Below are 25,382 nucleotides of genomic sequence, written 5' to 3'. Positions count from 1 at the left end.
TTCTTATATAAGAGATTAAGAAAACTAATCAAAAGTTTAAGGAATTATTAAAAAATTTAAGAATTTCCAAAATAACCTTGCAATATTCAATGTTTATGTTAATATATACTTGAGATTAGGAAGAACTTAACTCATTATTTATTAAAAGAAAGAAGGATTTATCAATGAAAAAATCATTAGTTAAATTAACAGCTCTATCATTAGCGGCTTCATCAGTATTAGCAACGTCACCAGTATTTGCTGCAAAAGTTAATTTCGAAATGTATGATCCATCAAATCCAGGAACTTATGATGAAGAAACTTCATATGTAGAGCCTGAAAAAGAAACTTCATCAGTTTCTGTAAAGACTTCAGAAGAAATTGCTTCAGAAGCTAACAGACAAAATAGTGAAGATGCAGCTGGAAATGCATACGCTGATTATGATGAAAGTGGTAACTTAAACTCTCACGAATATGCAAATCCAAATGCAAAAACTGATCCTAAGACTGGCAAACATGAAACACCAGCAGAAGAAAATGAAGTTTACGGATATTTAACTGAAGCTGCTGCAGTTAAAGCTGCTAAAGCTGCTTTGAAGAATGATGACCTAAACAAAGGTTACCGTATTGTTCAACGTCCAGATACTGGCCGTTATTTCTATCAATTAACTATTGAAGCTGTTGAAGAGACTGGTGTTACTATGCCAGCCAACCCATTAGCTCCAGCTGAAAGCTTGTTCAACCCTGACAATGGCTTTGCTACAAAAGAAGAAGCTATTCAATCAGCTAAAGCATTAGTAGCTAATTCAAAAATCAATAATGATTATAAAGTAGCTCAAGGTGCAGATGGTAAATGGTATATCCAATTACTAATCAATCCTGACAAGAAAGCTGAAGATACTGCTAAACCAGAATCTAAAGAATCAGTAAAAGATCCTGCTAAGAAAGAAGACAAGAAAGCTGACGTAGCTAAATTGCCAGAAACTGGTGAAGCTTCTTCATACGCAGTATTTGGTGCAGCTGCATTATCTGTACTAGCTGGTCTAGGACTTGTAGCTCCTAAATTCAAAAAAGACTAATTAATTTCAAAATTAATTAACAAAAAAGCTTGGATTTTTTCCAAGCTTTTTTAATACAATATAATATCTTTGTAACACTGATATAGTATAATGAAATTATCAACAATAAGGAGTGTTAATATATGAAATTATCTAGATCATTACTTTCATTAATCTCGAGTGGGATTTTACTGTCTTCTGTATCTGCAGCAGTTATTCCAGCTTCAGCTGCTTTTGCTGAAGAAGAAGTGAGTGTAATTGAACTTGAATCGGAAGAATCTGTTCAATCTGAAGAAAAAGAAATTGATGCAAAAATCGATACTGAAGGTATGACAGAAGAAGAGATTTACAAAGCTATTCAAGCTAAGCTTTTGGAATTATTTAATGTAAATGAAGATTTAGCTGTGGTTAACCAGTATGATGATGTAGTAACAATAGCTGGGGAATACGATGAATTTAATCCATCTGAGGAAGTTAAGGAAGCTATTTCAAAACCGCATACAGAAATCGTTGTTAATCCGAGCAATGAAGCTTATATGTCTGTTCTAATGGACGTTTATAGCCGTATCCAAGATAGAACAGCAACAGATGAAGATAAGGATTTTGTAAAATCAATTCAAAAAATCGTAGAAGCGGTTGCTGAGAATTTACCAAGCGATAATGATATTGTTCTATTCGAAGTCAAGAATGAACACACGAATGAATATTTCTTATTAGCTGCTTCTACTAAGAATGAAAATATCATCCCTATTGAAGGCGAAGAAAAAGAAGAAGAAAAAGAATCTGACGAAAGCAGCGAATCTTTAGAGTCAGCGGAATCTACAGATAAGGAAGAAACCACAACTCAATCTGCTTCATCAAATTACAATCGCTATATTCAAAATAATTATACTCCTGACTATTCAAGACAATCAGGAACCATTAGTTCTGGATCAGCAGTAACACCTCAACGCCAAAATCAAGTGGCAAGTTCATCATCTTCAAGTAGCTCGAATAATTCAGGTGCTCAATCATCATCTGCAACTGAGAATAAAAAAGATGAGAATGCAGGTTCTTCAGCTGAACATAAAAAATCTGAGAGTTCACAATCCACCCCACAAGCTAATGAATCAAAAGTAGAATCTAGCTCTGCTCCTGAAACTGGTTCAAGTTCAACCGGCAATCAAGAGTCTTCTGGTAATCAACCTGGAGGTACTTCAGAGAACTTCCATTCTTATGATGGAGGAACTTCTACTGGTAACGAAGGTGGAGATGCTGGGGCAGGTCAACCTGATTCAAATCTTTATCTAGAAGGATCCCACGCGACTAACTAATTATTAATAAGCTCTAAAAGCCTACATTAGTAGGCTTTTTTTATATAAAAAAGCCGGATTCCATTGGAATCCGGTTATTTGGCTTATTTCATAACGCTTTAATTACTTTTTAAGCGCTCCAATAACTTTTTGCGCTTTCGGATTGGTTAATTCATAGTAAATCTTAGTGCCATCACGTTTAGCTGTTACCACGCCTGCTTCACGCATCTTACTGATATGTTGTGATACAGTAGATTGTGGCAGTTGTAGTAGATTTTGAATCGAGCTAACGTTCATTACACCATTCTCGTCTAGAACTAGGGCAATTGAATAACGAATGGGGTGCGCCAAAATTTTTACGACACTAACGTCATCTAAGATAGTCTCTGAATTTACATCAATAGACTTAGACATCTACATTCCTCCTTATATACATTTCTAACATCCCCTATTCTAACATTAATATGGCTAGATACAATTAAAAAAAGATTAAATATTTAATACACTTAGGTATCCAAACTTTGCCCCCTTATGACAAAGGCTATAAGACCAGGCATCTTGAGCGGGAATTTTGCTAGCTTTCTATATCTGACAAAAAAAGAACAGCTTGTTCTGAATTCAATTCCAGTATCAAATAATCAACCAAGCGATACTTTGTTACAAAAAGGTAACAAATATTGCACTAGCTAGGGGAATTATGACAGTTGATTGCAAGTCAGCTAAAGCTAGTTAACAAGTGCTTGGAGGCTATTGTTTTCCCGCTTGAGGGGCGTTATGATATTACTTGTACTTGAGCGGAAGCATTATTCCGCCTCACAAACTAGTGGACAGGAGCCCTAGTTAAGATGATAAGCCCTAATCATAAAGGAGAATTTATATAATGAATAAAACATTTAAAACAATCTTAGCTCTAGTCGCAGGTGTCTCTGCTACACTACCAGCTAGTCAAGCGGTTCAAGCCCAAACCACTGCTAGCCTTGATTCAATTAACCAAGCAGCAACGACTGATGAATATGTTGTTCAATGGGGAGATACCCTATCAACAATCGCTCAAGCTTTTGGTTTAACAGTTGAACAATTAATGGTCATCAATGATATAGAAGATCCTGACTTCATCTTAGCAGGAATGAAGATCTCTGTTGACTTTGACGAATATACAATTACCTTTGAAGAAGAAGATCAAGAGCCAGTTACATACTCGCTTGAGACCGGTGAAGTGATTGAGCCAGCTAGCCAGACGCTAGCGCCTTCAAGTGTTAATGAGTGGACTGACTTTGCGGCCACAACGCCAGCTCCAGCAGTCGTTAATAATGACCAAGCAGCTCCAGCCGTTGAAGCGGAAGCAGAAGTAGTTGCTCCAGCAGCAGTTAGCGAATGGACAGCACCTGTTGAAGAGTCCGTAGAAGCAGTCGCTGAACCAGCAGTTCAACCAGAACCAGTGGTAGCCGAAGTGACCGATGCAAGTCCAGCACCAAGTGCGGTAGAAGAGTCTGCGGCTCCTGTCAATGAAGCACCAGTAGAAGTAGCTTCTGTTGAAGAAGAGGCTCCTGCTGAAACTGTAGCTCCAGCGGTTGAAGCAAGTCCTGCAGCAAGTGAAGCAGTGGCTAGTCCAGCAGTAGAAGAAGTAGCACCCGTTGAAGCTACCCCAGCTCCAGTTGTAGAAGAAGCCCCTGCAACCAGCACTTATACTTCTAATGTATCCGGAGCTGAACATGCAGCTAAGGAATGGATCGCCCAGAAAGAATCTAATGGTGATTATAACGCAGTGAACCCAAGTGGTAAGTATATCGGTCGTTACCAATTAACTGATTCTTATCTAAACGGTGACCACTCACCTGAAAACCAAGAACGAGTAGCAGATGATTATGTAGCTAAGCGTTATGGTTCATGGACAGCAGCCAAGGCTTTCTGGGAAGCTAATGGTTGGTATTAATCCCAGCTAATAGAAAGTGATTAACACGAGCGATTTGCTCGTGTTTTTTTGTATTATCAGCCTCACCTAAAAGGAGCTTTATCAATGAGTCTCTTATGTTATAATAAGTAGATGACGGACTCAAGGAGGGCTGATATGAGTGAGTTAAGAGAAGTCTTTGTCGTGGGAGATATTCACGGCATGATCCAACCCCTAAACCAAATAATCGAACACTGGCAACCCCGCCGCCAACAATTGGTCTTTATCGGTGATTATGTGGACCGGGGTCCCCGTTCCAGGGCTTGTCTAGAGCGTGTCAAGTCGATGGCAGATTATCGCGGGGCTATTTGCTTGAGAGGCAATCATGAGCAGATGCTCTTGAACTTTCTCGATTATCCTAAGGAACACGGTGACCTCTATCTCTATAATGGTGGGATGGAGACCCTACAGGATCTCTTAGGAGATCAGCTATTACCAGATCCAGTTGATCTAGTTGAGTTAGCCAGGCTCGTTCAAGAAGCCTACCCTTGGCTGAGAGACTGGTTGGACCAACTGCCTTATTATTATGAATTTGGCGACTTCGTTATGGTTCATGCTGGACTTAACTTGAGCTTAGCTGACTGGCGTCAGATATCTGAAGATGATTGTCTGTGGATTCGTGAGCCTTTCTTTGAGGCGGACAATCGAACGGGTAAGAAGATTATCTTTGGCCATACACCGATTCAATTATTTGGTAAGGAAGACCAACCTTGGGTTCAAGATGATAAGATTGGGATTGATGGTGGAGCCGTTTTTGGTGGGGCCTTATTAGCCATAACCATCAATGACAAGGAAATATTAGATTCGATCAGTATATTGGAGGATGAAGCGTGAGCGAAACATTAGATACAGCAGAAATTATTCAATTAGTCACCCGAGAAACCAAGATTAAAGCCAAGCAAGTGCAAGCGGTCTTGGACTTGTTAGAAGAAGGGAACACGATTCCCTTTATTGCCCGCTACCGTAAGGAGGTAACGGGGGCTCTTGATGAAGTTCAAATCCATGATATTCAACAGGCCCACCAATCCATTACCCAACTCCTAGACCGGAAGGCAGATGTCAAGCGCTTGATTGATGAGCAGGATAAGTTAACCCCTGAACTAGCCCAAAGCATTGACCAGGCTGCGACCTTGCAACAAGTAGAAGATATCTACCGTCCCTACAAGCAAAAGCGCCGGACCAAGGCTATGATTGCCAAAGAACAAGGACTAGAAGGTCTAGCTGATTGGCTACAAACACCTGGCTTGGACCAGAGCATTGAAGACAAGGCGAGTCAATTCGTCAATGAGGAAGTGGAAGATGTGACAGCAGCCTTAGCGGGGGCTCATGAGATTATTGCTGAGTCTGTATCGGATAATGCCTTGTTTAGAGAATTCATCCGCAAGTACATCCGTTACAATGGCTTGATGGTCACTAAACTAAAGGACCAAGAAGCCGACCCAGAGGAAGTCTATGAGATGTATTATGATTTCAAAGAGAAGTTAACAGACCTACCTGAACACCGGACTCTAGCTATTAACCGGGCTGAGAAGGAGGGGGTCTTAACGGTTAAGGTGGAAGCAGATGAAGAGCCTGCTATAAACTATATGCGCCAACGCTTCGTGGCTGAAGGCCTAGAACAAGAAAAGGCTGAGCGAGTACTTGCTGCCATTGAGGATGCTTATAAGCGCTTTATTCAACCCGCGATTGAACGGGAGATGCGTAATGAACAGACTGAGAAGGCTGACCGTCAGGCAATTGAAGTCTTTGGTGAGAATTTGCGTCACTTGTTGCTACAAGCGCCCCTTAAAGGGCAAGTCATTATGGGCTTAGACCCTGCCTACCGGACCGGTTGTAAGTGGGCTATTATTGATCCAACAGGCCGCGTCTTGGATAAGGGTGTCATCTATCCGCATAAGCCGGCTAGCACCAGCCAAAGACAAGCCGCTGCCCCTAGTTTGGCTAAGGCCGTCAGCGACCACCAAGTCGAAGTGATTGCTATTGGTAACGGAACAGCCAGCCGGGAGACGGAACAATTTGTCAGCCAGATGATCAAGGACTACCACTTGAATACGCAGTTTATTGTAGTTAATGAAGCTGGAGCTTCCGTCTATAGTGCCAGTGTGATTGCCCGGGCAGAATTTCCTGATTATCAAGTAGAGGAGCGAAGTGCAGTCTCTATTGCTCGCCGTCTACAAGATCCCCTAGCTGAATTGATCAAGATTGATCCTAAGTCAATGGGAGTCGGTCAATACCAACACGATGTGGCCCAGAAAGAATTAACCGATGCCTTGGACTTTGTGGTTAATATTACCGTCAACCAAGTTGGAGTTGATATTAATACAGCCAGTATCCAACTCTTGGAACATGTCTCTGGTCTAACCCAGACGACGGCTAAGAATATTATTGCCCACCGCGATCAGATCGGCGCTTATACAAGCCGTGATCAGATCAAGGATGTGAAGCGATTAGGGCCTAAGACCTATGAGCAATCGGTTGGATTTATCCGGATCTTAGGCGGCGAGAATCCTCTAGATCAGACCAGTATTCACCCGGAATCCTACGATGTGGCTACTGCCATCTTGGACAAGGTGGGTGTGGCCTTGGACGACTTGGGAAGTTCTGAAGCGACTGACCGCTTGGAAGCTGTATCCGTAGACCAACTAGCCCAAGAATTTGAAGAACTTGGAAGCGAGTCGCTAGCAGATATTCTGGCAGGCCTTAAGCACCCAACGGCAGACGTCCGTGATGGTCAACCCGCTCCGATCTTAAGAGAAGATGTCCTAACTATGGAAGACTTAGAACTAGGCATGCAGATGCAAGGTGTGGTTCGTAATGTAGTCGACTTTGGCGCCTTTGTGGATATTGGAGTCAAGGAAGATGGCTTGATTCATATTTCTAAGTTATCCAATAAATTCATCAAGCACCCATCCGAAGTGGTAGCGGTGGGAGATATTGTTGAAGTGGAAGTGATTCAATTAGACTTAGCCAAGCACCGAATTGGACTTAAGCGATTGGTTAAATAAGTGGGATTAATGGCTAGAACGACGCCCTCAAAGATTGCTGGAAAGCTTCTTTGGGGGCGTCTTTATTAAAAGATTTCAAAGGAGAAAGTTTTGAATGATTGGAGGAGACGGAGACTCTAATTAAGCCAATAAAAAAGACTAGACACATCTTCTAGACGTGTCTAGTCTTTTGAGCTTGATCTTAATAGATCGTCTGGATGCGGCCAAGAGGACTTGAACCTCCACGGGATTAACTCCCACCAGCCCCTCAAGCTGGCGCGTCTGCCGATTCCGCCATGACCGCTTAATCTAACTTTTATAGTATAACTGATAATTAATAATCTGTCAATGACTCGTGAGAGTGAATGATTAAATATTCATGAGAATAAGGAGCCTTCCTATGCTATAATAGGTAAGAGAAAGGGTGGCTAGAATGAAAGAAACTTATATTCGTCGCTTACAAGAATTGATTCAAATCCCGACTGTTGATGCCAATGAGGAGGCGGTTGCCCGCTATATTCAAGACTGGTTGGCTGAACACGGAATCGAGTCCAAGTTAGTCATTCATGAGCCCGGTCGGGCTAACTTAGTTGCTGAGGTGACCAAGGGGGAAGGGCCTAAGCTAGGCTTGTGTGGCCATAGTGATGTGGTAGCTAGTGGTGAAGTTCAGGACTGGATCTACCCACCCTATGCCGGGGAGGTCCACGAGGGACGCTTGTATGGTCGTGGCTCCAGTGACATGAAGGGTGGCCTAGCTGCCATGGTCGCCGCCATGATTGAAGCTAAGGAGTCGATTGATTTCCATGGAACCTTGCGGCTACTGGTAACCATAGCTGAAGAGACTGACTTTGCTGGTTCTAAGGATTTGAGCCAGGCAGGCTACGCTGATGATTTAGATGCGATTATCTTTGGCGAACCGATCTCTAGTGGGGTGGTTCATGCCCATAAAGGGTCTTATAGTTATAAACTAATTTCCAGAGGCAAGGCCGTTCATAGCTCAGCGCCTCAGCGGGGAATGAATGCGATCGATCATTTGAGACGATTCATAAACCGGGTATTACCAGCAATGGATCAAGTCTACCAAGCCTATGAAAATCCAATTCTAGGCCGGACCTTGCATACGATATCTAAGATTCAGGGTGGGCATCAGGTAAATTCAGTGCCAGATTATGCCGAATACGAAGCGGATATGCGGACGATTCCTGAATTCAGTCATGGTCAGATTACCGACCTGCTTCAAGAATTGGTCCAGCAAGCCAATCAAGAAGAAGGATCACGCTTGGAACTTGAGGTGGTTAATGACTTTGGCCCGGTTCAAGCGCCGAGGGATTCAGCCTTAATTCGAGCCATTCAGCAGAACGCGCCCAAGGTGACTCGTCCAGTCTTAGAAGAAGCCATGCCTCTTCTTAATTGGCCCGTTGAGGATCAAGAGGTTCTGGACCAGTTATTTGCCGATGAATCAGCTATCACCCTACCGGTAGTGGCCATGAAGGGAGCCACTGATGCGACCAACTTCTTCCAAGCTAATCCTCAATTAGAGATTGCCGTCTATGGCCCTGGTGAGTTACAGCTGTGCCACCAGGTGGATGAATATATCCAAGTCGACCAATACCTTGATTTTATTACTATCTATCAGCGAATTATAGCTGATTATCTAGTTGCTGACGACCACTAGCCCAACAAATAAACCCCCAGATTAGAGAGAAACTCTATCTGGGGGCTTATTGCTTGTAGTCATCTCATTAATTAGCGCTTGTACCACCGTCGACAACAATATTAGCCCCATTGACAAATGAAGCTTTATCGCTGGCGTTGAATAAGACTACGGAGGAGATTTCCTCAGGAACGGCTTGTCGCATGCTAGCGTCTAGTCCTGCCATTACGCGACCAATTCCAAATTCGCTCATTCCTTCTGTATCATCGTTAACTTCTGTTTCAACTCCACCCGGACAAATCGTTAAGGCACGGATTCCTTCCTTGGCGTACATGTAAGCCGTATTTTGAGTGAGCCCTACAATCGCGTGTTTTGAAGCAGTATAGGCAGCTCCTGCCCGGCAACCATTGACACCACCGATGGAGGCTACGTTGATAATCACGCCACCTTTACCATCTTCTCGCATCTTATTGACGGTATGAGTCATGGCTCTTCGAGGTCCGTCAACGTTGACTTCAAACACCCACTCCCACAAATCATCATCCACTTCACCGATTGGCTTGAACTTATCCATCACGCCGGCGTTGTTGACTAGAATATCTACTCTACCACCAGCTTGGACAGCAAAGTCAACCATCTCTACAACCTTATCCTTGTCAGTGATATCGGCTACAAAGGGTAGAATCTCCCCTTCAAAGTCTTGGCAACTGGCCTGAAGTTCTTCTAGCCGTTGTTGACGACGAGCGACAGCAATAACCTTAGCACCTTCCTTGGCGAAGTCGTAAGCGACTTGATGGCCAATTCCTGAACTGGCGCCTGTGACAATGACTGTTTTATCTTTAAATTCCATTTCAAATCTCCTTTTGTTGTTTGGTAAGTTCATTATATCACAAGGGTGAGCTTTTGGATCTATCTTTTGTAAGCGATTCAATTTTTTGGGAACAATCACTAAATTAATAGCAAAAGATTGTTCAAATTTACATAAAATTTACAATTTGCTGATATAATGGAGTTATAAAAAATTTAGACTAAAAGGAGAAAGTCATGTTTAAAGCATTAAAGAAAGTATTTGTTGCTGGATTATTACTAAGTGGAGTATCCGGAGCTTTGGCAACGGCTAGTCCGGTAGCTGCGCAAGAAGAAGCCTTAGAAGTGCAATTTGTTCCAACAAACAACGATGGTTCCATGGAAGCACGTTCTGAACCTTTTGCTAAGTATTTGTCTGATAAGTTAGGTCGTGAAGTAAAGGTTACCCTAGCTACTGACTATTCAACCATTGTTCAAGCGATGGCCTCAGGCCAAGTGGACCTCGGGATTATGCCTCCAGCTGCTTACGTGCAAGCACGTGGAATGAATGCAGCTGAAGCTATTCTTACCTCTGAATTAGGGGCTTATGATGATGAGACAGGTCTACCAATCGAAGGTGAGACAGCGGGTTCATTCAAGGCTGAGATTTTAGTGCCTGCTGATAGCGATATTCAAACCCTAGAAGACTTGAAGGGTAAGAAAATTGCTACCTTGAGCCCAACATCAGCTTCTGGTTACATCTACCCAGTAGCCGAATTAAAGCAAGCTGGCATGGATCCAACCAAGGATGCTACTCTAACAACCGTTAATGACATCCCATCTATGATCACTTCGGTCTTGAATGGTCAGCAAGATGCCATGTTCTCATTTGAAGGAACTCGCGTGGTGTTTGCGAATGCTTTCCCAGATAATGACTTAATGAAGGACCTACGTGTTCTTTACCTAACGGAAGGTGAGATTCCTAATGATGCGATTGCCGTTCATCCTGAAATGGATCAAGAACTAAGAGATGCTATCAAGGAAGCCTTCTTGAGTATGGCTGATAGCGAAGAAGGTAAGGAAATCATGTCACTTTGGGGACACGTTGGCTATACTGAAGCCAAAGAAGAGTCTTACGATACAGTCCAAGAATACACAGCGATTGCTGCACAATAATCGTTGCGCTTAATTGAGCCGCACGTCTAGAGTGAGAGCTTGGGCGTGCGGTCTTTTCATATGGAGGAATAAAATGATTGAAATAAAAAATGTCAGCAAGGTCTTTGATAATGGTGTCGTTGGTCTGAAGAATATTAACTTAACGATTGAAGATGGCGAATTCATCTGTATTATTGGTTTATCTGGAGCCGGGAAGTCGACCTTGCTTCGTAGCTTGAACCGCTTGAATGAGATCAGTGAAGGAGAGATTGTCATTAATGGGGAGTCTCTCACTCACGCTTCTCCTAAGGAATTACGTCGCATGCGTCGTCATATTGGGATGGTCTTCCAGCAATTCAACCTAGTTCGTAAGAATACTGTCCAAAAGAATGTCTTATCCGGACGTTTAGGCTACTACAACAATTGGCAGACCCTAATCGGCCACTTCTCTAAGGAAGACTATGAGCGTGTAGAGCGGGCCCTAGCGACGGTCAATTTGTCTGATAAGTTAAAGGTCCGCTCAGATGCCTTATCCGGAGGGCAGCAACAACGGGTCTCGATAGCAAGAACTATTGTCCAAGAAGCAGATATTATCTTGGCGGATGAACCTGTATCTGCGTTGGATCCAGTGACTTCTCAGACCGTCATGAATGACTTTAAGCGTCTGAATGAAGAAGATAATCGGACTGTCATTATTAATATCCACTCGATTGCGCTAGCACGCCAGTATGCGACCCGAATTATTGGTATGCGGGCTGGGGAGGTTGTCTTTGATGGGCCAGCCAGTGAGGCAACAGACCAACGTTTAGGAGAGATTTATGGTGCAGAGATATTCAAGGAAGAAGAAGCCAATCAAGCCTCAGCAATCAAAGAAGCCGCTAAGGCCGAGGCTGAACAAGAATTAGCAGACCAACTGGCTAAGCAGTTATAGGAGGTAGACAATGAAGCGTAAAGATACCATTCATGATCAACTTCCTCAACAGCTAGGTCTGACTCTCTTGATAATTCTACTCTTTCTGATGGCTGGCTCGCTGATTGATGCGGATTGGTCAGAGGTAAGTGAGAATAGTAATCAAGCCGCGATGTTTTTGTCTGGCTTTTTGAAGCCGGAGTGGTCCTATTTGCCAGAATTGATTGGACCCATGATTGAGACACTCTTGATGTCGGTTGCGGGAACCTTTTTGGGGGTTGTTTTTGCCATTCCTGCTGCGTTCTTGGGAACCTATGTGGTGACTCGTAATCATTTTGTGACCTATTTGTTTCGTTTGATTTTCTCCTTGATTCGGACCATTCCTAATTTGCTCTTGGCTGCGATTTTTGTGGCGATTGTGGGGATTGGTGAATTTACGGGAGTCTTAACGATTGCAGTCTTCACCTTTGGGATGGTGTCTCAGCTGATTTTTGCAGCGATAGAGACGATTGACCAAGGGCCGATTGAAGCGGATGATTCTATCGGAGCGACCCGCTTTCAAATTGCCGTCAACTCAGTCTGGCCACAGGTGAATCAGAGTGTTTTTGGCTATGCCTTGTATGCCTTTGAGGTCAACATTCGAGCTTCCGCTGTCCTAGGTTATGTCGGAGCTGGGGGGATCGGGGTTATGTTGAACTCGGCCTTATCCTTCTTCCAATTCGGACGGGTGAGCTTGATTATCTTAATTATCTTGGTTATGGTTGCCCTTACCAGTTGGTTGAGCCACTATATCCGTAAGGAGGTTATCTAATGCCTACAATTTCTAAGATGAAAACCAGTCACAAAAGCTTGCTCTTAGCCTTGGCCTTAATCTTAATTATCACCTTTGTGAGTTTGGATTATTCCAACTTATCCAACCTAAGACTGGCGGATATTGGCAATATCTTCAAGGGCTTACTGGCCCCGGATTGGTCTTATGTCTGGGATGGCTCTTCTGAAGACTTGACCCACCTGATGTTAGAGACCATCGCGATTGCCTTCTATGGAACGGTAGTGGGAAGTATCTTGTGTATTCCTTTTGTACTCTTGGCTTCAGATGCTGTCTGGGGCTCTTGGACCTTGATTCCCCGCTTGGGTAGAGGGCTCTTGAACTTGATGCGGTCCGTGCCAGCTTTGATTTATGGGATTCTCTTTGTTCGGATCGTGGGTCCTGGAGCCTTTGCTGGATCCTTGGCCTTAGGGGTTCAATTAATCGGTATGCTAGGTAAGTTGATCAGTGAAGAGTTGGACCGGGCGGATGAAGCGCCAGTTGAAGCGATGACGGCAGCCGGAGCATCAGGTGTTCAAGCCTTTCAGTATGCCCGTTTACCACAAGTGTTACCTCTAGCGGCTTCACATATTCTCAACCATTTTGAGATTAATGTTCGAAGTGCGACCACACTTGGACTGGTTGGTGCCGGAGGGATTGGTGCGCCGATCATCTTCGCCTTACAACAACGTAATTGGAGTCGGGTATCGATTATCTTATTGGCTATTATTGTGGTCGTACTCATCATTGACTTGTTGAGCACTCAAGTACGTAAACGATTGAAATAGGAGGCTTTATGAAGCAGGCAACTATCTTTTCGACAACAGATGTTCATGGTTATTTCCAAGAAGGATTTGGCCAGATCAAGCAAATAAAAGACCAGACGCCAGCTAGCTTACTGATCGATAATGGGGATTTCTTGGTGGGATCCCCTTATGCTTCCTTTGGCTATAGTCAAGGAGGCATTTCGCCTCTTGTTGAATTGGCCAATCAAGTGGGTTATGACGTGATGATTCCAGGAAACCATGATTTAGACTTTGGCTTGGATTGGCTGAAAGATCAAGTTCAAGCGCTTGAAGCGGACTACGTGTGTGCCAACTTATTCGATAAAAATGGTCAATTAGCCTTTGCGCCCTATGTTATCAAGGCCGTTGGTGACCTGAGGGTCGGGGTGATTGGTCTGATGACTGGAGCCCTCAGCCAGTTGCAAGCGCCTCATCTAATTACTGAAATGACGGTACTGCCACCATTAGAGGTGGTGGGCGATTATTTGTTGGAGTTGGAAGAGCAGGCGGATTTGATTCTAGTGGCTTATCATGGGGGACTTTACCAAGATCCGGTCCACCATCATTTGTGGTATTACCCTAACCTTGAAGACCAGGCCTATCAATTGATGGATCAGTTTCCAGCCATCGATGGCTTGATTTGTGGCCACCAGCACTTTACCAGTGCAGCTATAGGCCCCAATGGGGTGGCTATGGTCCAACCAGGCAGTCGGGGGCGCTATTTAGGCGAGCAGACCTTCCAGGTCTCGGATCATGGAATTCAAGTCATGGTCAATCACTTGCGCCAGCTCGAGCCTTTGGTCTACCCATTGCCTGCTTGGTCTGACTTTCGAGCTTGGTTAAATCAAGTAGTTGACATAGAAGACTTCTGCCAATGGTTGCAAGGAGAATACCCTGGCCATTATTATCTTTGGACTTTCAAGGGGCCGACTTTGGCCGACTTGTTGGCAAGTATCCCAAGTCCCATTCCCCTTGGCCAATATCAAGTTCGAGCCAGTGAAGTTCCTGAGCCCTACCGCTCTGCCTGGCCAGACCAAGCCGTTTATTCGGTGCTGGCTAGCCATGGCGTCTTGCCATCTTACCGCCTCCAACAAATTCACATCCGCGCCTTGGTAGATGATTACCTGGCCGCTCAAAAAGCTAACTAACTATCAGAACAAGTTTTTAACAGACCTCCAAGCTTTCCGTCAAATGGATCCAGTGAAGGTCTATTGCTTGCCAGTAATTGCATGGGTCTAAGCTAGAGTCGGATAGAAGGCTATATGAAGATCAAGAGGCTGTAAGATAAGTCAATAACACCTTCTTTAATAAAACAAATCGCAATGATTTGTAACCGTTTTGCGTATAAAAAAAGAAAAGTTGATAATAGCGAAGAAAACCAAAGAATCCCTCAGCAGTAGTTTTAGGATAATTGACGCATAGCTCTCCCTTGCGCCTGTGGCGTTTAGGGAGAGCAGCTAACGCACAAGAGCTTCTAAACGCTAACGCGTAAAGAAGCTCTAAGTAGTCAATTAATGCTGGGACTCTTGTTGCTTTAGCAACTTAGAGCCCCAGTATGCAACGCGCCGGAAGAGCGTGCGCGCTCTGAAGGCGGTCCACTGCAGCTGAGGGAATCTTTGGTTTTTGAAGCTTTTTATAGTTCTATTTGAACTTATTCTACAGCTTCTTGATTTTCCTAAAGGGATTAATCATGTTGCCCCTGAAGTTGCTTTTCTTGCTTGGGGTTAGGGGGGGTCCATAGTTGAGGGTGCTGGTCGCAAGTTGGTTTGCGGGCGGTGCAGATATAGCGGCCAAATCGGACCAAGGCTTGATGGGCCTGTTTCCATTGCTCGGGTGGTAGTAGCGAGGTCACCCGGTCTTCAATTTGGCGGACACTAGCATTTTGGGCGACAATCCGGTGGCGTTTGCAGACTCGGGTGACATGGGTATCTACAGCAAAGGCTGGTACATCAAAGGCAATACTCAAGACCACACTGGCCGTTTTGCGGCCTACACCCGGTAGGGATTCAAGGTCTTTGCGGTTGGCAGGTACCTGGCCGTCAAACTTGTCAACCAGCGCCTGGGCGCAGGCTTGAATATATTTAGACTTGTTCTTATAGAGGCCAATGGGTTCAATGTAAGGCTCCAAGTCTTTAGGGTCAGCTTGGGCCATAGCCTGGGGAGTGGGATAATCTTCAAATAGTTTCTTACTAATTCCGTTAACCCCACGGTCGGTTGCTTGAGCGCTAAGGATGACCGCAATCAGAAGTTCGAAATCATTGCGGTGGTTGAGTTCGGTCTCAACTTCTGGATAAAGTTCAATAATTTTTTCAAGCACGTAGCGTGCATTCTCATTGGAGAGCATCTAATCACCTCCTAGCTATTATAGCAGATTATCATTAGAATCCACCCCACCAGCTTCGATCTAATCCAAATCCGAATCTTATCAGAGATTTAACCGAAAAATATTAGGCGACAAGGCAAAAAAGTGGTATCATTAATCTGTTGTCGAGAGACAAATTTATAATAAGGATGATGAAAATGACACGAGTAATTGGTACAGTTTCTAGAGGACTTCGCGCGCCAATCATTAAAGAAGGCGACGATTTACCAGCCATCGTTGTTGAGACTTTGCTTCAAGCTAGCGATCAAGCCAATTTTACGATTCAAGACCGTGATATTATGGCCGTCACCGAGTCTATCTTGGCTCGTTCTCAAGGCAATATTGTGAGCTTGGATGAAGTGGCCCAAGATGTTAAGGCCAAGTTCGAAAGTGATACCGTCGGAATTCTTTACCCGATTCTTAGTCGTAACCGTTACTTATCTATTCTTAGAGGAGTTGCCCGTGCCTGTAAGCGAGTGGTGATCCAGTTGGCCTATCCTGCTGATGAACAAGGAAACCAATTAGTTACCACCGAAGAATTAAGCGCTTCTAGCATTGATCCTTGGTCTGATACTTTAAGTGAAGACGAGTTTAGAAGTCATTTTCCAACTATTTCTCACCGCTTTACTCAAGAAGACTATGTCAAGTTATACCGGGAGACCGTTGAATCCGAAGGAGCAGAATGCCAAATTATCTTCTCTAATCAAGTAGCAGCTATCTTGGACTATACCGACCACGTCCTAGTCAGCAACATTCACGCCCGCCAAAAGACTAAGCGCCAATTGGAAGCGGCTGGTGGCAAGAAGGTGCTTACCTTGGCTGACATTAATAACCAACCGGTTAATGGAGGAAAAGGTTATAACGATGAGTTTGGCCTTCTGGGCTCTAACTTAGCTGGTGATAATGGCTTGAAGCTATTCCCTAGACATTCTCAAGAATTTGCTGAGGAAGTTCAAGCACTAGTTAAGGACAAAACCGGCAAAACCATTGAAGTCCTTGTCTATGGAGACGGTGCCTTCAAGGATCCTGTAGGTGGTATTTGGGAGCTAGCGGATCCTGTTGTTTCACCGGGTTATACTAAGGGCTTAGAAGGAACGCCGGATGAGGTCAAGTTGAAATATCTGGCTGATAACCAATTCAAGGACTTGTCTGGTGATGAGTTAAAGGATGCTGTGCTATCTTATATTCAAGAGCATGACCCAGTGGATGAAGCGGGTAATAATGTCGCCCTAGGTACCACGCCTAGACGTTACACTGACTTGATTGGCTCATTGGCTGACTTGACGAGTGGTAGTGGGGATAAGGGGACACCATTTATCTATATCCAAGGTTACTTTGATAATTTAGCAGATTAATAGATAGTCATATCAACACAAAAGGCACTTCGGTGCCTTTTTATTATAGGAGGAGATCTTGATGTTATACTTTGCCAATGATTACCAGGAAGGGGCCCATCCCAAGTTATTAGAAGCCCTTGTTGCTAGTAACGACCAGCAAATGTTGGGTTACGGCACGGATCCTTACAGTGAATCCGCTCGCCAGAAAATTCGTAAGTCTTGTGGACTATCCGACCAGGCGCCTGTTTACTTTATGTCTGGGGGGACACAGACCAATGCAGCCGTGATCAAAGGAATCTTACGCCCTTATGAAGGAGTTATCTCAGCGACCTCTGGCCATATTAATGATCATGAAGCAGGTGCGATTGAGACCAGGGGCCACAAGGTTCTAGCCCTTGACCACCAAGAAGGTAAGTTGGAGGCTAGTCAAGTGGAAGCTTATTTGAAGGCTTACCAGGACGACCCCAATAATGACCATGTGGTACGGCCGGGGATGGTCTATATTTCTTATCCTAGTGAATTTGGAACAATTTATAGCCAGGCTGAACTAGAGGCTTTATACCAAGTTTGCCAGGCTTATCAGATTCCCTTGTATATCGACGGGGCCCGCTTGGGCTATGGTTTGATGGCTGAAGAAGCAGACTTGACGCTTGAAGCGATTGCTCATCTGTGCGATGTTCTCTTTATCGGTGGTACCAAGATCGGCGCCTTATTAGGTGAGGCGGTGGTGGTCTCTAATCCTGCCGTTCTTAAGGGCTTTACCCAGATTATGAAGCAAGATGGAGCGCTTCTAGCCAAGGGGCGGGTGCTGGGGGTTCAGTTTGACTGCTTGTTTACCGACGGTCTCTACCTTGATATTTCGCGTCATGCTATCCAGATGGCCAACCGCCTCAAACAGGCACTTCAAGCCAAGGGTTATGATTTCTTTATTGATTCACCGACCAACCAACAGTTTGTCATCATTGACAATCAACAACGGGACCAGTTGGCTAGGGAAGTGGCTTTCTCTACTTGGATGCCGGATGGACCTGACCGGACGGTGATCCGCTTAGCCACATCATGGGCAACCCGGGCGGAAGATGTGGAAGCTCTCATTAATCTCATGCAATTTCCACTTGCAATTTTGTGAACAAGTAGTTATAATAATGACAATTTAAGATGAATTCCTTTAATTGCGTCCAGAGAGGCGAAAAAGGGCACTCGGTTTAACATGGGCTCAGTCTGCCCATCTTAGCCCCTCCTTTTGGTACGCAAAAAAGGAGGGGCTTTTAATTATGGAGGTAGAAAATGAAAGTAATCATGAATGCTGCAGAGATGTCTCGTGCTTTAACCCGTATTGCCTTTGAAATTGTTGAACATTATAAGGGAATTGAAGATGTCGTGATTGTCGGAATCGAAACCCGTGGCAAGTACTTAGGTCAACGCCTAGCGGAGAAGATTGAAACCATTGAAGGACCCGTTCCATTTCTAGCCTTGGATACCCGTCCTTACCGTGATGATAGTGACAATAAGCCTGAGAAGATCTTAGTGGATGAGCAGTTACAAGATAAGCGAGTGGTCTTGGTGGATGATGTTCTCTATACTGGTCGGACCGTTCGGGCAGCGATGGATGCTTGCTTGGTACATGGACGTCCAGCTTCTACGACCTTGGCGGCCCTAGTGGACCGGGGTCACCGTGAATTACCGATCCGGGCCGACTTTATTGGTAAGAACATTCCAACCAGCGCCAGCGAGCATGTCAAGGTGCAAGTGGCTGAATTGGATGACCAAGATGCGGTCCTAATTTCATAGACCAGCCGAGCAAGACTTTAATTGGATCCGAGAGACCAAAAGTCGCCACTCTCCTAGAGGGCGATTGGCCTGAGGATGAGGCCAGATTGAGGGGGATGAAATGAGAAATTTTGTATCTGTGGAACAGTTTACCAATGAAGAAATTATGACACTTATTCAACGGGCACTAGCCTTTCAAAAAGGGGAGGCTAGCTTTAAGACCGACGCTAAGATCGTGAATATGTTTTTTGAGAGTTCAACCCGGACCAAGCATAGTTTTGAGATGGCAGAACACTTGGTAGGAGCTAACTTCTTTAACTTTGATGTGGGATCTTCTTCTGTTAACAAAGGGGAGACCTTGTACGATTCGGTCTTGACCATGCAAGCTTTGGGAATGGATATTGCGGTGATTCGTCACCAAGACAGCAATTACATGGACCAACTAGTGAACTTGAATATTCAAATCATCAACGGAGGAAGTGGATCTGGCCAGCACCCATCCCAATCCCTTCTAGATATGATGACAATTTATAAGGAATTCGGGTATTTTGAAGACCTTAAGGTAGCTATTATCGGCGATATCAACCACTCCCGGGTGGCCATGTCCAATATGTACTTATTGAACCAATTGGGAGCAGAAGTCTTATTTGCGGGACCGAATGATTACTTTGAGAGAAACTTCGAGCAATACGGTACCTTGATGAGTGTCGATCAGGCCGTCCAAGAAGCAGATGTAGTCATGATGCTACGGGTTCAGCTGGAACGCCACGCAGATCATGGAGCTAGCTTCACTAAAGACCGTTACCATCAAGAGTACGGGCTGACTCGTGAACGTTACCACTTGATGAAAGATCATGCGATTATTATGCACCCCGCGCCTGTTAACCGTGATGTTGAGTTAGCAGATGAACTAGTGGAATGTTCCAAGAGCCGGATTGTGGCCCAGATGACTAATGGAGTCTATGCCCGGATGGCAATCTTAGAATGGGTCATCGCCGGCCAAGTCAAAGAAGAATATTAAAGGAGACAATGATGGGATTACTACTACAAAATGCTAAGATAAATACACGCGCTAATGACCTATTAGCCTGTGATGTCTTGATTGAAGATGGCCACATTGTGGAAATGGCAACAAGCATTGAGCCAGCTGACCACCAAGTGGTCAATCTAGATGGACGCCTACTGGCGCCAGGTCTGGTAGATGTTCACGTTCACTTTAGAGAGCCAGGATTCACTGACAAGGAAACAATCAAAACCGGAAGCCGGGCAGCTGCTAGAGGTGGCTTTGTAGCTGTTGGAGCAATGCCAAATACCAATCCGGTACCCGATACAGTAGAGAACTTTCAAGCAATCCAAGCGATCATTGACCAAGATGCGGTGATTGATGTCTACCACTACGCACCGATCACCCATGGATTAAGAAGCGATGAATTGGTGGATATGGAAGGGATCAATGCCTTTGCTTATACCAATGATGGCGTGGGCGTTCAAACAGCGGGTGTGATGTATGAAGCGATGGTAGAAGCCGCTCGCTTAGGTAAGCCGATTGTTGCCCATACGGAAGATGAGAGTATTCTCTACGGCGGTGTCATGCATGAAGGGATCCGCAACAAAGAGCTTGGCCTACCAGGAATTATAGGTGCGGTTGAAAGCTCACAAATTGCTAGAGATATCTTGTTAGCCCAAGAAGCTGGCGTACACTACCATGTCTGCCACGTTTCCAGCAAAGAATCGGTGGCTATGATCCGCCTAGGTAAGCAGCTAGGGATCAAGGTAACCGCCGAAGTGACCCCACACCATCTACTGCTAAATGAGATGGATATCCCTGAGGATCAGGCGATCTATAAGATGAACCCACCACTTAGAGGTCAAGCCGACCAAGAATCCCTCATTGAAGGTCTACTTGATGGTACCATCGATATTATCGCCACCGACCATGCCCCTCATACCCGCCAGGAAAAATCAGGAGGCTTCTTGGATTCACCGTTTGGAATTGTCGGTATTGAGACTTCTTTTGCTATGATCTATACTCATTTTGTCGAAACTGGCAAGATGACCCTAGCCTTCGCCTTAGACCGGATGTCTAGCTTGCCGGCTCAACTCTTTAACTTACCGGTCCCACGCTTGGAAGTAGGGGCAGAGGCTAATCTGGCGGTCTTCGACTTGGAAAGAGATTATGTCATTGATCCGGCTGATTATCAGTCTAAGAGTGATAATACGCCATTTAATGGCGAGAACGTACGTGGTATGTGTGATTTGACTATTTGTCATGGAGAAATTGTGTGGAATCAGTTGGGAGGAGATCACTAATGGTTGATTTATCAGTAAATATTGCAGGTCTTGAATTAAAGAATCCAATTATTCCAGCTTCTGGATGCTGTGGCTACGGAGAATCTATGTCCCAAAAGTTTGACTTGAACTTATTGGGTGGTTTGGTCTTTAAGTCGACTACACTTGAAGAGCGGGCGGGTAACCCGGCGCCTCAATATGCTCATACCCCGTCAGCGGTCTTGAATGCGGTTGGTTTGAAGAACCCAGGCTTAGCGACTGTCCGCCAAGAGAAAATTCCTTTTCTCGCTCAATTTGAAGACTTGGCTGTGATTGCTTCAGTGGCAGGATCTAAAGAAGAAGACTATGTTGAAGTGGTGAAGGCCTTGTCTCAAGAAGAGACCGTCAAGGCAATTGAACTCAATATTTCTTGCCCTAACGTCAAGGAAGGGGGCGTCAGCTTCGGGACGGATCCTCAAGTAGCTGCTCGCTTGACGCGCTTATGCAAGGAAGCCACTCATCTGCCCTTATGGGTCAAGTTAACCCCTAACGTAACCGATATTGTAGCCATTGCTAAGGCAGTGGAAGAAGCCGGTGCTGACGCCTTGGTTATGATCAATACCTTGACCGGGCTGGCTGTTGATGTGGAAACAGGACTTCCTCAACTAGCCAATATTACAGGAGGCATCTCCGGTCCATCTATTCGACACTTGGCCTTGCGGATGGTCTACCAAGTCTATTCTGAAGTGGCTATTCCGATCATTGGAGTCGGGGGCATTGAAAGTGTGGATGATGTGATTGCTATGCTCATGGTTGGAGCTAGTGCCGTTGAGATAGGAACGGCCAACTATGCTAAACCCCTTGTCTGCCCAGAAATCATTCAAGCCCTACCAGGACGCCTGAGTGAATTAGGCTTTGACAGTGTAGCCAGTGTTACCGGCCATCTTCACAGACAACTAGCTAATCAAAAATAATAAATTTCAGCTCAAGCCAAGGTGTGCTTGAGCTTTTCTTTTGTTCTTAGGCCAGCTTTTTATTATAGTTTACTGTGTGAAAAGAGGGATCCAAATGTATCTACTATTATTTCTGGAAGGGATTCTAACTTTTATCTCTCCCTGTCTCTTGCCTCTACTTCCCTTGTATATTGCCTATATCACTGGTTCTGGGCCTCAAGGTAAGACCAGGCAATTGGGGCAAGTCTTGGCCTTTATTCTTGGTTTTAGCCTTATTTTTGTTAGTTTGGGCCTTTTTACTCGTCATTTAGCTGGGCTCTTGGTTAGCAATCGCCTGTGGTTGAACCGCGTCTTAGGTCTCTTGGTGCTTGTCTTAGCTTTGGATACTTGGTTGGCCAATCCCTTGATGAGCCGGTTATCAGGGGCCTTGCCTCAGTTTGGGTCACCTAAGGGCCAGCCCTTTGTCTTTGGGATGATTTTTGCCTTGGCTTGGACACCTTGTGTGGGGACCTTTCTGGCGACGGCCCTGACGATGGCGGCCTCATCAGCTTCTATTTGGCAGAGCTCGCTCATGCTGGTGACTTATTGTTTGGGCTTGGGCCTGCCGTTTATCTTGTTTAGTTTATTTATTGATGAGATGCAGACTAGTTTAACTTGGTTCAAGGAGCACGGTGACCTGGTTCGTCGCGGGTCAGCCTTGGTCTTGTTGGTGATGGGCTTATTGATGATGAGCGGACACTTGTCACAAGTCTTAATAACATTAGGATAGGAGAAAAAATGAAAAAAGCAGGTTTATATTTAGGTATATTGTTGGTCTTATTATTCACAGCAGCTTACTTCTACCAGGAAGGGCAAAAGCAAGAACCCCAAGTTGCTGACTCACAAGCGAGCGCGCCCCTGGCGGCTTCCCAGTCAGATGAAGCGATGTCTAATCGCTTAAATAGTGAAACGGAATCCAGTGAATCCTCTCAAGTGGGCCAAGTCAATGAAGCTAGCCCTATGTATGATGTTAAGTTTTATCAGGCGTCGGGTGACTTTCGGGAATTGCGTGACTTTGTTGGTCAGCCGATGGTCATTAATATTTGGGCTTCATGGTGTGAGCCTTGCCGCGAAGAGATGCCTCTATTCGAGGAGGCCTATCAGACTTACGGTGACCAGGTTCAATTTTTGATGACGTCAGCTACCGGATCTAATGGTGTTGAAACTCTTGAGAGCGCTCAGGCTTACTTAGCTGACTATGATTTTAGCTTTCCGGTCTATTATGACTTGGACCAGGATAGCCAGGTTATGTTTGGAGCAGCGATGATTCCTCTGACGGTCTTTATTGATGAGCGGGGGATTGTTCAACAAATTCACCGCGGTCAGCTCAGCGCTCAAGACCTTGAAGCTGGCATTCAAAGCCTAGTGTCTGACTAGAAATTAGACTAGGAGAATGGTAACTTATAAGAGGGAAGAAAGGGTGTGATAAAGTGAAGGAATGGATCATCTTGTCTCCTAGCAAGGAGATGGACAAAAGTCCAGGTATATTGGAGCCGGCCTTGGATTCGACCAGTCAGTCTATCTATCAAGCGATCGGATCTCTGTCAGAGGCCGACTTGGGCCAATGGCTGAAGTTGTCTGATTCAGTGGCTCATGAAGTTTACCAGGATTATTTAAGGCTCACTCAAGCTCGAGCCAAGCCTGCTATAGCAACTTACCAAGGCTTGGCTTTCCGGCAAATCGACCCGCAACTGGGCCAGAGTGAATTTGCACAAGACCACTTGGTTATTTTGTCAGCCTTGTATGGGCCCTTGCATCCCTTGACGCCTATTAATCCGTATCGTTTGGACTTTAGCAAGGCCTTGACAGTAGAAGGTCAGAGTTTATCCAGCCTACAAAAAGCGAATTATACTCACTTCTTCAAGGGAAGTCGGGTCTATAACTTGGCTTCCAAAGAATTCAGCGACCGGGTGGACCAGAATCAAGTCGCCGATTGGGTGGCCATTGACTTTTATAGTGATTGGAAATCGGGCAAGAAGGCTGCTTCACCAACAGCTAAGAAGTTAAGAGATCAGTTAGTAAATCATCTCTTAGGAGAAGCTAGCCTAAGTAAAGACACCTTTGCCTCCTTCCAATATCAAGGTTACCGGCTCCATCCAGAGTCGACGGCTAATCATTATATTTATGCTAATTATGAAGGAGGAATTCTATGACCCAGTTACGTCCCGGCCAGTGGGAGCAACATGTCTACCAACGGCTTGATCAGTTGATTGCTGACCATCAAGGTGAGGTTAATGCTTATGTGGTGTTTGACTTTGATAATACCAGTATTATTCATGATATCGAAGATCATTTGATGGTCTATATGCTAGACCAAGTCGCTTACAAGTTGACCCCTCAAGAGCTTCTTGAGATTATTAGCCAGGGGAACTTTGATTATTCTGATCCGGTAGACTCCGCCGGGTCTGTGCGTGTCAGTGATCTATTGCCCTTAATTGACCAATCCTACCAGGAAGTCTACCAAGCATTAGAGTTAGGCACTCCTCTAGCTAGGGTCAAGGAAATGGTGGCCTATAGAGACTTTGCTACTTACTTGCGAGTCTTCTACCAATATTGTAACGGCCATTGGCAACGTCAACCAGGTCAGCCTTGGGTGACCTATTGGTTTGCGGGCTATTCGGTAGCTGAATTCCAGGACTTGTGCCGGCAGATGTTGGACTGGGCCCTGGCTTTGCCGATTCAACGGCGTTTATTCCAGACTAGTGATCAAGCTCCGGTTCAACTTGAAGCCTACTTTGATCAAGGGTTGCGCGTGCCTGATGAACTAATGAACTTATACCGGGCCTTAGAGGCTGGGGGCATTAAGACCTATATTGTCAGCGCGAGTCCCTACCATTTGGTAGTAGAAGCAGCCAACTATTTGGCCTATCCTACAGATTCAGAAGCCATCTATGGAATGTGTTATCAAGTGGCTGACGGAGGGCAGATTCAAGCAGTAATGGCACCAGAAGGTTATATTACCAAGCAAGCCGGTAAGACTCACCTGATTCGTGACTTGATTGGCCCTCAAGAAGCTGGGCGCCAGCCTTTAGCCTTATTTGGCGATAGTATGGGAGACTTTGATATGATGACCCAGCTAGACCAAGTGGAACTCCGCTTGCTCTTTAACTGTCTTGCTATGGACGACACCCGGTTGCTGGCCCAACGAGCGTTAGATCAACACGGTCAAAAAACAGCTAGCTATCTCTTGCAAGGACGCAACGAAGTTGAAGGGAGCCTGTGGCCTAGACTAGAGTCGGTCAGCCTGAGTCAGCCGGATACGATTCAATTGATGCGCAAATAATAAGGAGG

General features: G+C 45.0%; 24 protein-coding genes and 1 tRNA gene. 21 read left to right on the top strand and 4 right to left on the bottom strand.

Going from position 1 to position 25,382, the window contains the following annotated elements:
- The first annotated feature begins 164 nt into the window (after positions 1–164).
- Both T408_RS0109635 and T408_RS0109630 read left to right on the top strand, forming a co-directional pair.
- The gene (locus tag T408_RS0109635) at positions 165–1,058 is read left to right on the top strand and encodes a DUF5633 domain-containing protein (RefSeq protein WP_028119728.1); all 894 of its coding nucleotides are present in this window, start codon (positions 165–167) and stop codon (positions 1,056–1,058) included.
- Positions 1,059–1,180: 122 nt separating this feature from the next.
- Positions 1,181–2,350, top strand: coding sequence for a hypothetical protein (locus T408_RS0109630; protein ID WP_028119727.1), 1,170 nt, complete (start codon positions 1,181–1,183; stop codon positions 2,348–2,350).
- A gap of 102 nt (positions 2,351–2,452) precedes the next feature.
- Here the strand turns inward: T408_RS0109630 and T408_RS0109625 are convergent, their stop codons facing one another.
- Positions 2,453–2,743: an ArsR/SmtB family transcription factor gene (locus T408_RS0109625; RefSeq protein WP_051444879.1), complete on the bottom strand. Its 291-nt coding sequence runs from the start codon at positions 2,741–2,743 to the stop codon at positions 2,453–2,455.
- 466 nt (positions 2,744–3,209) lie between these two features.
- Between T408_RS0109625 and apf the strand changes: the two genes are divergently transcribed.
- From apf to T408_RS0109610, 3 genes are all read left to right on the top strand, one after another.
- A complete protein-coding gene (apf, locus tag T408_RS12360) occupies positions 3,210–4,262 on the top strand; it encodes an aggregation-promoting factor (RefSeq protein WP_051444878.1) in 1,053 nt (350 codons plus the stop codon).
- 135 nt (positions 4,263–4,397) lie between these two features.
- A complete protein-coding gene (locus tag T408_RS0109615) occupies positions 4,398–5,114 on the top strand; it encodes a metallophosphoesterase family protein (RefSeq protein WP_028119725.1) in 717 nt (238 codons plus the stop codon).
- The gene (locus tag T408_RS0109610; protein ID WP_028119724.1) at positions 5,111–7,285 is read left to right on the top strand and encodes a Tex family protein; all 2,175 of its coding nucleotides are present in this window, start codon (positions 5,111–5,113) and stop codon (positions 7,283–7,285) included. Before T408_RS0109615 ends, T408_RS0109610 begins: the two co-directional genes overlap by 4 nt.
- 198 nt (positions 7,286–7,483) lie before the next feature.
- Here the strand turns inward: T408_RS0109610 and T408_RS0109605 are convergent.
- Positions 7,484–7,568, bottom strand: a tRNA-Leu gene (locus T408_RS0109605).
- Between the two features lie 129 nt (positions 7,569–7,697).
- Between T408_RS0109605 and T408_RS0109600 the strand changes: the two genes are divergently transcribed.
- Positions 7,698–8,939, top strand: a complete 1,242-nt coding sequence (locus T408_RS0109600; RefSeq protein WP_035420582.1) for an ArgE/DapE family deacylase — start codon at positions 7,698–7,700, stop codon at positions 8,937–8,939.
- 67 nt (positions 8,940–9,006) lie between these two features.
- On the opposite strand, the gene T408_RS0109595 is transcribed toward T408_RS0109600, so the two are convergent.
- Entirely contained in the window at positions 9,007–9,768 is a 762-nt protein-coding gene (locus tag T408_RS0109595) for an SDR family NAD(P)-dependent oxidoreductase (RefSeq protein WP_028119722.1), read from the bottom strand.
- A gap of 194 nt (positions 9,769–9,962) precedes the next feature.
- On the opposite strand from T408_RS0109595, the gene T408_RS0109590 reads away from it, so the two are divergent.
- The 5 genes from T408_RS0109590 to T408_RS0109570 all read left to right on the top strand — a co-directional run bounded on the left by T408_RS0109590 (position 9,963) and on the right by T408_RS0109570 (position 14,510).
- Positions 9,963–10,880 carry a phosphate/phosphite/phosphonate ABC transporter substrate-binding protein gene (locus tag T408_RS0109590; protein ID WP_028119721.1) on the top strand — a complete coding sequence of 306 codons (918 nt, stop codon included), beginning with the start codon at positions 9,963–9,965 and terminating at the stop codon, positions 10,878–10,880.
- Between the two features lie 73 nt (positions 10,881–10,953).
- The gene (phnC, locus tag T408_RS0109585; protein WP_028119720.1) at positions 10,954–11,790 is read left to right on the top strand and encodes a phosphonate ABC transporter ATP-binding protein; all 837 of its coding nucleotides are present in this window, start codon (positions 10,954–10,956) and stop codon (positions 11,788–11,790) included.
- A 10-nt stretch (positions 11,791–11,800) separates the two neighbouring features.
- Entirely contained in the window at positions 11,801–12,580 is a 780-nt protein-coding gene (gene phnE / locus T408_RS0109580) for a phosphonate ABC transporter, permease protein PhnE (protein WP_028119719.1), read from the top strand.
- On the top strand, positions 12,580–13,365 hold the full coding sequence (phnE, locus tag T408_RS0109575) for a phosphonate ABC transporter, permease protein PhnE (protein WP_051444877.1): 786 nt from the start codon (positions 12,580–12,582) through the stop codon (positions 13,363–13,365). Before phnE (T408_RS0109580) ends, phnE (T408_RS0109575) begins: the two co-directional genes overlap by 1 nt.
- Before the next feature lie 8 nt (positions 13,366–13,373).
- Entirely contained in the window at positions 13,374–14,510 is a 1,137-nt protein-coding gene (locus T408_RS0109570) for a bifunctional metallophosphatase/5'-nucleotidase (RefSeq protein WP_035420579.1), read from the top strand.
- A 536-nt stretch (positions 14,511–15,046) separates the two neighbouring features.
- Here the strand turns inward: T408_RS0109570 and nth are convergent.
- Positions 15,047–15,706 (bottom strand): endonuclease III, encoded by a 660-nt coding sequence (gene nth / locus T408_RS0109565; protein ID WP_028119716.1) that lies wholly within the window; start codon positions 15,704–15,706, stop codon positions 15,047–15,049.
- Between the two features lie 176 nt (positions 15,707–15,882).
- On the opposite strand from nth, the gene T408_RS0109560 reads away from it, so the two are divergent.
- The 10 genes from T408_RS0109560 (at position 15,883) to T408_RS0109515 (ending at position 25,374) form a co-directional block, all read left to right on the top strand.
- Positions 15,883–17,079 (top strand): coenzyme F420-0:L-glutamate ligase, encoded by a 1,197-nt coding sequence (locus T408_RS0109560; protein WP_028119715.1) that lies wholly within the window; start codon positions 15,883–15,885, stop codon positions 17,077–17,079.
- Between the two features lie 61 nt (positions 17,080–17,140).
- Positions 17,141–18,190 (top strand): threonine aldolase family protein, encoded by a 1,050-nt coding sequence (locus tag T408_RS0109555; protein WP_028119714.1) that lies wholly within the window; start codon positions 17,141–17,143, stop codon positions 18,188–18,190.
- A 158-nt stretch (positions 18,191–18,348) separates the two neighbouring features.
- Entirely contained in the window at positions 18,349–18,852 is a 504-nt protein-coding gene (gene pyrR, locus T408_RS0109550; RefSeq protein ID WP_028119713.1) for a bifunctional pyr operon transcriptional regulator/uracil phosphoribosyltransferase PyrR, read from the top strand.
- A gap of 100 nt (positions 18,853–18,952) precedes the next feature.
- Positions 18,953–19,852 (top strand): aspartate carbamoyltransferase catalytic subunit, encoded by a 900-nt coding sequence (locus T408_RS0109545; protein WP_028119712.1) that lies wholly within the window; start codon positions 18,953–18,955, stop codon positions 19,850–19,852.
- Positions 19,853–19,863: 11 nt separating this feature from the next.
- Complete coding sequence (locus T408_RS0109540) at positions 19,864–21,141, top strand: dihydroorotase (RefSeq protein WP_028119711.1); 1,278 nt, start codon at positions 19,864–19,866, stop codon at positions 21,139–21,141.
- On the top strand, positions 21,141–22,073 hold the full coding sequence (locus T408_RS0109535) for a dihydroorotate dehydrogenase (protein WP_028119710.1): 933 nt from the start codon (positions 21,141–21,143) through the stop codon (positions 22,071–22,073). The genes T408_RS0109540 and T408_RS0109535 overlap by 1 nt, the downstream gene beginning before the upstream one ends.
- Positions 22,074–22,167: 94 nt before the next feature.
- The gene (locus T408_RS0109530) at positions 22,168–22,821 is read left to right on the top strand and encodes a cytochrome c biogenesis CcdA family protein (RefSeq protein WP_035420577.1); all 654 of its coding nucleotides are present in this window, start codon (positions 22,168–22,170) and stop codon (positions 22,819–22,821) included.
- Between the two features lie 8 nt (positions 22,822–22,829).
- On the top strand, positions 22,830–23,468 hold the full coding sequence (locus tag T408_RS11885; RefSeq protein ID WP_051444876.1) for a TlpA family protein disulfide reductase: 639 nt from the start codon (positions 22,830–22,832) through the stop codon (positions 23,466–23,468).
- A 53-nt stretch (positions 23,469–23,521) separates the two neighbouring features.
- On the top strand, positions 23,522–24,244 hold the full coding sequence (gene yaaA, locus T408_RS0109520) for a peroxide stress protein YaaA (RefSeq protein WP_028119708.1): 723 nt from the start codon (positions 23,522–23,524) through the stop codon (positions 24,242–24,244).
- On the top strand, positions 24,241–25,374 hold the full coding sequence (locus tag T408_RS0109515; protein ID WP_028119707.1) for a haloacid dehalogenase-like hydrolase: 1,134 nt from the start codon (positions 24,241–24,243) through the stop codon (positions 25,372–25,374). Before yaaA ends, T408_RS0109515 begins: the two co-directional genes overlap by 4 nt.
- The last annotated feature ends 8 nt before the right edge of the window (positions 25,375–25,382 follow it).

The sequence above is a fragment of the Hutsoniella sourekii ATCC 700629 genome, from assembly GCF_000518205.1.
Classification (GTDB): domain Bacteria; phylum Bacillota; class Bacilli; order Lactobacillales; family Aerococcaceae; genus Hutsoniella; species Hutsoniella sourekii.
Note: the sequence above shows the minus strand (reverse complement) of the source record. Positions and strands in the feature narration are given on the sequence as shown.

Coding starts and splice junctions, on each gene's coding strand:
- phnC (WP_028119720.1), top strand. CDS start 10,954: ATGATTGAAATAAAAAATGTCAGCAAGGTCTTTGATAATGGTGTCGTT.
- pyrR (WP_028119713.1), top strand. CDS start 18,349: ATGAAAGTAATCATGAATGCTGCAGAGATGTCTCGTGCTTTAACCCGT.
- phnE (WP_051444877.1), top strand. CDS start 12,580: ATGCCTACAATTTCTAAGATGAAAACCAGTCACAAAAGCTTGCTCTTA.
- T408_RS0109515 (WP_028119707.1), top strand. CDS start 24,241: ATGACCCAGTTACGTCCCGGCCAGTGGGAGCAACATGTCTACCAACGG.
- T408_RS0109595 (WP_028119722.1), bottom strand. CDS start 9,768: ATGGAATTTAAAGATAAAACAGTCATTGTCACAGGCGCCAGTTCAGGA.
- T408_RS0109600 (WP_035420582.1), top strand. CDS start 7,698: ATGAAAGAAACTTATATTCGTCGCTTACAAGAATTGATTCAAATCCCG.
- T408_RS0109590 (WP_028119721.1), top strand. CDS start 9,963: ATGTTTAAAGCATTAAAGAAAGTATTTGTTGCTGGATTATTACTAAGT.
- T408_RS0109630 (WP_028119727.1), top strand. CDS start 1,181: ATGAAATTATCTAGATCATTACTTTCATTAATCTCGAGTGGGATTTTA.
- T408_RS0109530 (WP_035420577.1), top strand. CDS start 22,168: ATGTATCTACTATTATTTCTGGAAGGGATTCTAACTTTTATCTCTCCC.
- T408_RS0109570 (WP_035420579.1), top strand. CDS start 13,374: ATGAAGCAGGCAACTATCTTTTCGACAACAGATGTTCATGGTTATTTC.
- nth (WP_028119716.1), bottom strand. CDS start 15,706: ATGCTCTCCAATGAGAATGCACGCTACGTGCTTGAAAAAATTATTGAA.
- phnE (WP_028119719.1), top strand. CDS start 11,801: ATGAAGCGTAAAGATACCATTCATGATCAACTTCCTCAACAGCTAGGT.
- T408_RS0109535 (WP_028119710.1), top strand. CDS start 21,141: ATGGTTGATTTATCAGTAAATATTGCAGGTCTTGAATTAAAGAATCCA.
- T408_RS0109540 (WP_028119711.1), top strand. CDS start 19,864: ATGGGATTACTACTACAAAATGCTAAGATAAATACACGCGCTAATGAC.
- T408_RS0109545 (WP_028119712.1), top strand. CDS start 18,953: ATGAGAAATTTTGTATCTGTGGAACAGTTTACCAATGAAGAAATTATG.
- T408_RS0109555 (WP_028119714.1), top strand. CDS start 17,141: ATGTTATACTTTGCCAATGATTACCAGGAAGGGGCCCATCCCAAGTTA.
- T408_RS11885 (WP_051444876.1), top strand. CDS start 22,830: ATGAAAAAAGCAGGTTTATATTTAGGTATATTGTTGGTCTTATTATTC.
- T408_RS0109615 (WP_028119725.1), top strand. CDS start 4,398: ATGAGTGAGTTAAGAGAAGTCTTTGTCGTGGGAGATATTCACGGCATG.
- T408_RS0109560 (WP_028119715.1), top strand. CDS start 15,883: ATGACACGAGTAATTGGTACAGTTTCTAGAGGACTTCGCGCGCCAATC.
- T408_RS0109625 (WP_051444879.1), bottom strand. CDS start 2,743: ATGTCTAAGTCTATTGATGTAAATTCAGAGACTATCTTAGATGACGTT.
- apf (WP_051444878.1), top strand. CDS start 3,210: ATGAATAAAACATTTAAAACAATCTTAGCTCTAGTCGCAGGTGTCTCT.
- T408_RS0109635 (WP_028119728.1), top strand. CDS start 165: ATGAAAAAATCATTAGTTAAATTAACAGCTCTATCATTAGCGGCTTCA.